Here is an 8,603-nt window from a genome sequence, read left to right on the forward strand (position 1 = left end):
GCACCGAGGTCCGAATACTGGGATGCTGGACCTGTCGTGTGGACGGACGCGAATCGACGTGGGCCGGCAGGGCGGGCTATGGGGGGCCGAACATCGTGGAGGACAGGGTGCGGGTGGTCATCGCCGAGGATTCGGTGCTGCTCAGGGAGGGCCTGACCCGGTTGCTGACCGACCGTGGGCACGACGTGGTGGCCGGGGTGGGTGACGGGGACGCGCTGGTGAAGACCATCACGGAGCTGGCGGATCAGGGCGCGTTGCCGGACGTGGTCGTGGCCGACGTACGGATGCCGCCGACGCACACCGACGAGGGGGTGCGGGCGGCCGTGGAGTTGCGCAAGGCGCATCCCGGCCTCGGGGTGCTGGTGTTGTCGCAGTACGTGGAGGAGCGCTACGCCACCGAACTGCTGGCCGGTTCCACGCACGGCGTCGGTTATCTGCTGAAGGACCGGGTGGCCGAGGTGCGTGAGTTCGTCGACGCGGTGGTGCGGGTGGCCTCGGGGGGTACGGCGCTCGACCCGGAGGTGGTCGCGCAGTTGCTCGGGCGCAGCCGTAAGCAGGACGTGCTCGTGCGGCTGACCCCGCGGGAGCGCGAGGTGCTGGGGCTGATGGCCGAGGGGCGGACGAACTCCGCGATAGCCCGGCAGCTGGTGGTGAGCGACGGCGCGGTCGAGAAGCACGTCAGCAACATCTTCCTGAAGCTGGGACTTTCGCCGAGTGACGGGGATCACCGGCGTGTTCTGGCCGTGCTCACCTACCTCAACTCCTGACAAATTCCTGCCAAACTGACACCGTGTCAGCTGTCCGGCCGCCGACCGGCGGTTGTTCGCCGTCGTCAGTCACCTGTCAGCCAAGTCCGAGTACCAGACAGCGCGATCCGAGAACCAGACAACACAACGGGAGCGTCTTCAAGGCAAGCGTCGGGGGGCGAGAAATCATGACAAGTCAGGGCGCCGGGCCGTCTCAAAACAGCGTCCATCATGCGAACGGCCGAAGGAAGGCGACCCTTACAGACGTAGGGTTGATCCTGGGAGGGTCGGCGTGACGACCATGCCCGGACAGCGTCCTCGAAGAGGAGGTCCAGTTCAGTGACCAGCCAGGTCAGTAGCCCAGCGGAGCAGGCCGACGGAGCCGACAGCACGTTGGTAGGGGAACAACGCAAACCGGCGGGGGTGAAGGACGTCCAACGCCTGGACCGGGTGATCATCCGGTTCGCCGGTGACTCGGGTGACGGTATGCAGCTCACCGGTGACCGCTTCACCTCGGAGACGGCGTCCTTCGGGAACGACCTCTCCACACTGCCGAACTTCCCGGCCGAAATTCGCGCCCCCGCAGGCACCCTGCCGGGGGTTTCGTCGTTCCAGCTGCATTTCGCCGACCACGACATCCTGACCCCGGGCGACGCGCCCAACGTGCTGGTCGCGATGAACCCGGCCGCGCTGAAGGCGAACATCGCCGATGTGCCGCGCGGTGCCGAGATCATCGTCAACACGGACGAGTTCACCAAACGCGCGCTCCAGAAGGTGGGTTACGCCGCCTCGCCCCTCGACGACGGGTCGATGGACGGCTACAGCATGCACCCCGTCCCCCTGACGACCCTCACCGTCGAGGCGTTGAAGGACTTCGGCCTGACCCGCAAGGAGGCCGAGCGCAGCAAGAACATGTTCGCGCTGGGCCTGCTGTCGTGGATGTACCACCGGCCGACCGAGGGCACCGAGAAGTTCCTCAAGTCGAAGTTCGCGAAGAAGCCCGAGATCGCGAAGGCCAACATCGCGGCGTTCAGGGCGGGTTGGAACTTCGGCGAGACGACGGAGGACTTCGCGGTCTCCTACGAGGTCGCCCCGGCCGCCACCGCGTTCCCGACCGGCACCTACCGCAACATCTCCGGGAACCTGGCCCTGTCCTACGGCTTGGTCGCCGCGTCCCGACAGGCGGACCTCCCGCTCTTCCTGGGCTCGTACCCGATCACCCCGGCCTCCGACATCCTGCACGAGCTGAGCCGGCACAAGAACTTCGGCGTACGGACCTTCCAGGCCGAGGACGAGATCGCGGGCATCGGCGCGGCGCTGGGGGCGGCCTTCGGCGGTTCCCTCGCCGTCACCACCACGTCCGGACCGGGTGTCGCGCTGAAGTCGGAGACCATCGGTCTCGCGGTGTCGATGGAACTCCCGCTCCTCGTCCTGGACATCCAGCGCGGCGGCCCCTCCACCGGTCTGCCGACGAAGACCGAGCAGGCCGACCTGCTCCAGGCGATGTTCGGGCGCAACGGCGAGGCGCCGGTCCCGATCGTCGCGCCGTGCACACCGGCCGACTGCTTCGACGCGGCGATCGAGGCCGCGCGGATCGCCCTCACCTACCGCACCCCGGTGATGCTCCTCTCGGACGGCTACCTGGCCAACGGCTCGGAGCCCTGGCGCATCCCGGACATCGACGAACTCCCGGACCTCACCGTCCAGTTCGCGCAGGGCCCGAACCACACCCTGGACGACGGCACCGAGGTCTTCTGGCCCTACAAACGCGACCCGCAGACCCTGGCCCGCCCGTGGGCCATCCCCGGCACGCCCGGCCTCGAACACCGCATCGGCGGCATCGAGAAGCAGGACGGCACGGGCAACATCTCCTACGACCCCGCCAACCACGACTTCATGGTCCGCACCCGCCAGGCCAAGATCGACGGCATCGACGTACCGGATCTGGAGGTCGACGACCCGCACGGCGCACGGACGCTGGTCCTCGGCTGGGGTTCGACCTACGGCCCCATCACGGCGGCGGTACGACGGCTGCGCGGGTCCGGCGAGTCCATCGCCCAGGCGCATCTGCGCCACCTCAACCCCTTCCCGCGCAACCTCGGCGCGGTCCTCAAGCGCTACGACCGGGTGGTGATCCCCGAGATGAACCTCGGTCAGCTCGCCACGCTGGTGCGGGCGAAGTACCTGGTGGACGCGCACTCGTACAACCAGGTGAACGGCATGCCGTTCAAGGCTGAGCAGCTCGCCACGGCTCTCAAGGAGGCCATCGATGGCTGAGACGTCCACGGAAGGCTCGGGCACGATCGAGGCGCTTTCACTCGTCCCCAAGGCCGAGGCAGTGCAGTCCATGAAGGACTTCAAGTCCGATCAGGAAGTGCGCTGGTGCCCCGGCTGCGGTGACTACGCGATCCTCGCGGCGGTCCAGGGTTTCATGCCGGAACTGGGCCTGGCCAAGGAGAACATCGTCTTCGTCTCCGGCATCGGCTGCTCCTCCCGCTTCCCGTACTACATGAACACGTACGGCATGCACTCCATCCACGGCCGCGCCCCCGCGATCGCGACCGGACTGGCCGCGTCCAGGCGGGACTTGAGCGTCTGGGTGGTCACGGGCGACGGCGACGCGCTCTCCATCGGCGGCAACCACCTGATCCACGCCCTGCGCCGCAACGTCAACCTGAAGATCCTGCTCTTCAACAACCGGATCTACGGCCTGACGAAGGGCCAGTACTCACCGACCTCGGAGGTCGGGAAGATCACGAAGTCGACGCCGATGGGCTCCCTGGACGCGCCCTTCAACCCGGTGTCGCTCGCGATCGGCGCGGAGGCGTCCTTCGTGGCCCGCACGATCGACTCGGACCGCAAGCACCTCACCCAGGTCCTGCGCGAGGCGGCCGCCCACCCCGGCACCGCCCTGGTGGAGATCTACCAGAACTGCAACATCTTCAACGACGGCGCCTTCGACGCCCTCAAGGACCGCCAGCGGGCCGAGGAGGCGGTGATCCGCCTGGAACACGGGCAGCCGATCCGCTTCGGCGCGGAGGGCGCGCGGGGCGTGGTCCGCGACCCGGCGACGGGCGACCTGAAGGTGGTCGACGTGACCCCGGAGAACGAGTCCGGGATCCTGGTCCACGACGCCCACGCGACGTCCCCGACGACGGCCTTCGCGCTGTCCCGCCTGGCCGACCCGGACACCCTGCACCACACCCCGATCGGCGTGCTGCGCTCGGTGGAACGGCCGGTCTACGACACGCAGATGGCCGACCAGCTGGACACGGCGATCGTGCAGAACGGGAAGGGCGACCTGGCCGCGCTGCTGGCGGGCGGGGACACCTGGACGGTCGTGGGCTGACGGTTGCGGTTACCCGGCGGAGGGGGCGGGCTGGAGCACCCCGGTGGTACCGGCCCGCCCCTTCGCCGTGTCGTACGCCTCCCGCGCCTCCAGCACCCGCCCCATCCGCTCCTCGGTCCACAGGGCCAGCCCGCGCACCTGCTCCGCCGCCTCGCGGCCCAGGTCGGTCAGGGAGTAGTCGACGCGGGGCGGGATCACCGGCTTGGCGTCGCGGTGGACCAGGCCGTCCCGCTCCAGGGTCTGGAGGGTCTGCGCCAGCATCTTCTCGCTCACCTGCTTCACCTGCCCGATCGCCCGGCGGAGTTCGCTGAAGCGGTAGGGGCGGTCGAGGAGTTCGATCAGGACCAGGACGCCCCAGCGGGACGTGACGTGCTCCATGACCAGGCGGTACGGGCACGTCGCCTCGCCCGTGTCACGGCCACTCGGCACCTCTGCACTTACTGCCATGCCAGTACCTTACTTCAAAGTGGGTACTTTCCACGAGTTAGCGCCTCCCCTAGGGTTAGCGGCACGCACCGCACCCCACAAGGAGTTGTCACCCATGAGCATCGTCGTCACCGGAGCCACCGGACACCTCGGCCGCCACGTCGTGGAGCAGTTGCTGGAGAAGGTTCCGGCCGGCCAGATCACCGCCGTCGTCCGGACCCCCGAGAAGGCCGCCGGCTTCGCGGAACGCGGGGTGAAGATCGTGGTCGCGGACTACAACACCCCCGAGACCTTCGACACCGTCCTCGCCGCCGGCGACAAGGTGCTGCTGATCTCCGGCAACGAGTTCGACAAGGGCCGCGTCGGCCAGCACAAGGTCGTCATCGAGGCCGCGAAGGCCGCCGGTGTCGCCCTCCTCGCCTACACCAGTGCCCCCGGCTCCCTCACCGCCGCCCTGGCCGACGACCACCGCGGCACGGAGGAGGCGCTGCTGGCGTCCGGAGTGCCGTACGCCCTGCTCCGCAACGGCTGGTACAACGAGAACTACACCGAGCAGCTGGCCCCGGTCCTGGAGCACAACGCCGTCGTGGCCGCCGCCGGTGACGGCCGGGTCTCCGCCGCCACCCGTGCCGACTACGCCGCCGCCGCCGTCACCGTGCTGACCGGCGAGGGCCACGAGAACCAGACGTACGAGCTGGGTGGCGACGAGGCGTGGAGCTTCGCCGAGTACGCGGCCGAGCTGAGCCGGCAGACCGGCAAGGAGATCGCCTACAACAACGTCCCGGCCGAGACGCTCATCGGCATCCTCACCGGCGCCGGCCTGCCCGAGCCGTTCGCCGCGATCCTCGTCGGCGTCGACGCGTCCATCGAGAAGGGCGAACTGGTCGTCTCCACCGGCGACTTGTCCCGTCTCTCGGGTCGCCCGACCACGCCGATCAGCGAGTCGATCGCGCTCGCGCTCAAGGGCTGAGCGACCCACGGAAGGCTTCTCCCACGCCTCGTCACGGCGTGACGACCGGGAACCTCTTGTCGGGCCGGGTGACGTGGGAGAAGAGGCGGGCCAGCAAGGCCTCGTCGCCCTCGGCCGTGACGCCGTCGAGGCCCTTGCCCGCGAGGACGCCCAGGAGCTGGGGCTTCGTGAGGGTGAGGGTCAGGGCCGCCTGGGTCTTGGGGGTGTCCATGGTGCGGTGGGTGAGCGCGCCGTTGTGCAGGGTGAGGCGGTGGCGGCGGTCCTCGTCGGTGAGGACGAGGTCGATGGTGAGGTCGTCGTCCCAGGCGCGGGGGCCGTCGATGCGGATGGCGACGGAGTCCAGCAGCATCTCCGTGGTCAGCGACATCACCATCTCCGGGCTGGCGGTGTCGACGCCGTTGGCGTTGACGCCGTGGCGCAACTCCATGGCGGAGGTCAGATAGAAGTTGCGCCAGGTGCCGTTCTCGGCACCGTGGCCGAGCAACTCGTAGACCTGGGCGAGGAGTTCCTTGGCGTCGCCACAGGCCGGGTCGGCGAAGACGATGTGGTTGAGCAGGGTGGCCGCGAAGCGCGGGTCGCCGGCGTCGACGTAGCCACGGGCCTTGCGCAGGGCCTCGTCCACGCCGCCCGCCAACTCCACGTACCGCTGAGCGAGTTGGACCGGCGGGTGCTCCCACAGGTGGGCGACGTTGCCGTCGAACCAGCCGAGGTAACGCTGGTAGATCGCCTTGACGTTGTGGTTGAGGGAGCCGTAATAGCCGCGCGCGTGCCAGGACTTCTCCAGCGCGGGCGGCAGTTCCAGCTCCTCGGCGATCTCCGGCCCGGTCAGGCCGTCGTTCAGCAGACGCAGTGTCTGGTCGTGCAGGTAGGCGTACAAGTCCCTTTGCACGCCGAGGAATTGGACGACGTTGTCGTGCCCCCAGGTCGGCCAGTGGTGGGACGCGAACGCGACGTCGTAGGCGTCGGCGAAGTACTCGATGGCCTCGTCCAGGTACCGCGCCCAGACACGGGCGTCGCGGACGACGGCGCCGCGCAGGGTCAGGATGTTGTGCATGTTGTGCGTGGCGTTCTCGGCCAGGCACAGGGCGCGCAGTTCGGGGAAGAGGAAGTTCATCTCGGCGGGCGCTTCCGTGCCCGGGGTGAGCTGGAAGACGATGCGGACGCCGTCGAGCGTCTCCTCCTGGCCGGTACGGGTGATGTCGTGGGTCGGCGGGATCAGGCTGACGGTGCCGTTCGAGGTCGTCATGCCGAGGCCGGCGCTGATCTGCCCCTCGGGCGACTTCGGCAGCCGGTCGCCGTACATGAAGATCGCGCGGCGCGTCATGGCGTTCCCCGCGTAGACGTTCTCACTCACCGCGTGCTCCAGGAACCCGGCCGGGGCGAGGATCGGGACGTCCTCTTCGGTGCCGGGCGGCAGGACACCGCGTGAGCCGCCGAAGTGGTCGGCGTGCGAGTGCGTGTAGATGAGCGCGGTGACGGGCCGGTCGCCGCGGTGCTTCCGGTACAGGGCGAGCCCGGCGGCGGCCGTCTCCACGCTCAGCAGCGGGTCGATGACGATCACGCCGCGCTCGCCCTCGACGAGGGTCATGTTCGACAGGTCGAGGCCCCGGATCTGGTACACGCCCTCCCTGACCTCGTACAGGCCCTGCCGGGAGCAGAGCTGCCCCTGGCGCCACAGGCTGGGGTGCGCGGTGTCCGGGCAGTCGCCCTGAAGAAAGGCGTAGGCGTCGTTGTCGTAGACGACATGGCCGTCGGCCCCCTTCACGACCGCCGGGTCGAGGGCGGCGACGAAGCCCCGGTCGGCGTTCTCGAAGTCGGCGGTGTCCTCGAAGGGAAGGGCGGCGTCGGTCATCTGGGACTCCGTTCCAGGGCTCCGGCCCGCACACGGGGGGCTCGGATCGGCACAGGCCACGTCGATCCATCTCAACACCGGGCAGGAAGGGCCGCATGTCGGGCGCCCCGCCCCCGACCGTCATGACCGTATGGCGATACACCCATGACAGCCAGGGCCGCTCGGCGCTACCTTCGTGCTGGCCGCGCGGACGCGGCAAGGCATGGCGTGCGAAGGAGGGGCCCGTGAGCGGGAAGCCGAGCGGGAAGCCGAAGGGCGAACAGCACCACATAGGACTGCTGAACGGCTTCGCGGCATACGGCATGTGGGGCCTGGTCCCCCTGTTCTGGCCACTGCTCAAGCCCGCGGGCGCCGCCGAGATCCTCGCCCACCGCATGGTGTGGTCGCTGGCTTTCGTCGCCGTGGCACTCCTCACGATCCGGCGCTGGGCCTGGGCCGGTGAACTCCTGCGCCAGCCACGCAAGTTGGGCCTCGTCACGATCGCCGCGGGGTTCATCACCATCAACTGGGGCGTCTACATCTGGGCCGTGAACAGCGGCCACGTCGTCGAGGCCTCGCTCGGCTACTTCATCAACCCCCTCGTCACCATCGCGATGGGCGTCCTCCTCCTGAAGGAACGGCTGCGCCCGGCACAGTGGGCCGCGGTCGGCGTGGGCCTGGCCGCCGTGATCGTCCTGGCGGTCGGCTACGGCCAGCCACCGTGGATCTCCCTCACGCTCGCCTTCTCCTTCGCGACGTACGGCCTGGTGAAGAAGAAGGTCAACCTCGGCGGCATCGAGTCCCTGGCCGCGGAGACCGCGATCCAGTTCCTGCCGGCGCTCGCCTACCTGCTGTGGCTGAACTCCCACGGCACCCTGACCTTCGCCCAGGAGGGCCCCGGCCACGCCGCACTCCTCGCCTCCACCGGCATCGTCACCGCACTCCCCCTCGTCTGCTTCGGCGCGGCGGCGATCCGGGTGCCGTTGTCGACGCTGGGCCTGCTCCAGTACATGGCACCGGTCTTCCAATTTCTCCTGGGCATCCTGTACTTCCACGAGTCGATGCCCCTAGAACGCTGGGCGGGCTTCGCGCTCGTATGGCTGGCCCTCGTCCTCCTGACGACGGACGCGTGGCGCACGGCGAGGCGGGGCAGGGCGGCAGCGGCGATCGCACAGGAGAGGTCCGCGGCCGGGAGCCCGAACCCGGTGGACACGGTGGAGGCGTAGCCCCGCGACCACGCCGTACCGATGCCAGAGTGAAGGGCATGACACAGACGCCCGC

General features: G+C 69.1%; 7 protein-coding genes. 5 read left to right on the forward strand and 2 right to left on the reverse strand.

Features of this window, described 5'->3' with window-relative positions:
• Positions 1-107: 107 nt before the first annotated feature.
• The 3 genes from abrC3 (at position 108) to ACNFOC_RS45905 (ending at position 4,095) form a co-directional block, all read left to right on the forward strand.
• Positions 108-767: a response regulator AbrC3 gene (gene abrC3 / locus ACNFOC_RS45895; RefSeq protein WP_026179104.1), complete on the forward strand. Its 660-nt coding sequence runs from the start codon at positions 108-110 to the stop codon at positions 765-767.
• Between the two features lie 318 nt (positions 768-1,085).
• Positions 1,086-3,023 (forward strand): 2-oxoacid:acceptor oxidoreductase subunit alpha, encoded by a 1,938-nt coding sequence (locus ACNFOC_RS45900; protein WP_416964945.1) that lies wholly within the window; start codon positions 1,086-1,088, stop codon positions 3,021-3,023.
• Positions 3,016-4,095, forward strand: coding sequence for a 2-oxoacid:ferredoxin oxidoreductase subunit beta (locus tag ACNFOC_RS45905; protein WP_416964946.1), 1,080 nt, complete (start codon positions 3,016-3,018; stop codon positions 4,093-4,095). The genes ACNFOC_RS45900 and ACNFOC_RS45905 overlap by 8 nt, the downstream gene beginning before the upstream one ends.
• Before the next feature lie 9 nt (positions 4,096-4,104).
• On the opposite strand, the gene ACNFOC_RS45910 is transcribed toward ACNFOC_RS45905, so the two are convergent.
• Entirely contained in the window at positions 4,105-4,542 is a 438-nt protein-coding gene (locus ACNFOC_RS45910; RefSeq protein WP_416964947.1) for a winged helix-turn-helix transcriptional regulator, read from the reverse strand.
• Positions 4,543-4,636: 94 nt separating this feature from the next.
• Between ACNFOC_RS45910 and ACNFOC_RS45915 the strand changes: the two genes are divergently transcribed.
• The gene (locus tag ACNFOC_RS45915; RefSeq protein ID WP_416964948.1) at positions 4,637-5,491 is read left to right on the forward strand and encodes an SDR family oxidoreductase; all 855 of its coding nucleotides are present in this window, start codon (positions 4,637-4,639) and stop codon (positions 5,489-5,491) included.
• A gap of 31 nt (positions 5,492-5,522) precedes the next feature.
• Here the strand turns inward: ACNFOC_RS45915 and ACNFOC_RS45920 are convergent, their stop codons facing one another.
• A complete protein-coding gene (locus ACNFOC_RS45920; RefSeq protein ID WP_416964949.1) occupies positions 5,523-7,343 on the reverse strand; it encodes an alkyl/aryl-sulfatase in 1,821 nt (606 codons plus the stop codon).
• Positions 7,344-7,645: 302 nt separating this feature from the next.
• Between ACNFOC_RS45920 and rarD the strand changes: the two genes are divergently transcribed.
• Entirely contained in the window at positions 7,646-8,548 is a 903-nt protein-coding gene (gene rarD / locus ACNFOC_RS45925) for an EamA family transporter RarD (protein WP_416964950.1), read from the forward strand.
• The last annotated feature ends 55 nt before the right edge of the window (positions 8,549-8,603 follow it).

Source organism: Streptomyces colwelliae (assembly GCF_048158785.1).
Lineage (GTDB): Bacteria > Actinomycetota > Actinomycetes > Streptomycetales > Streptomycetaceae > Streptomyces.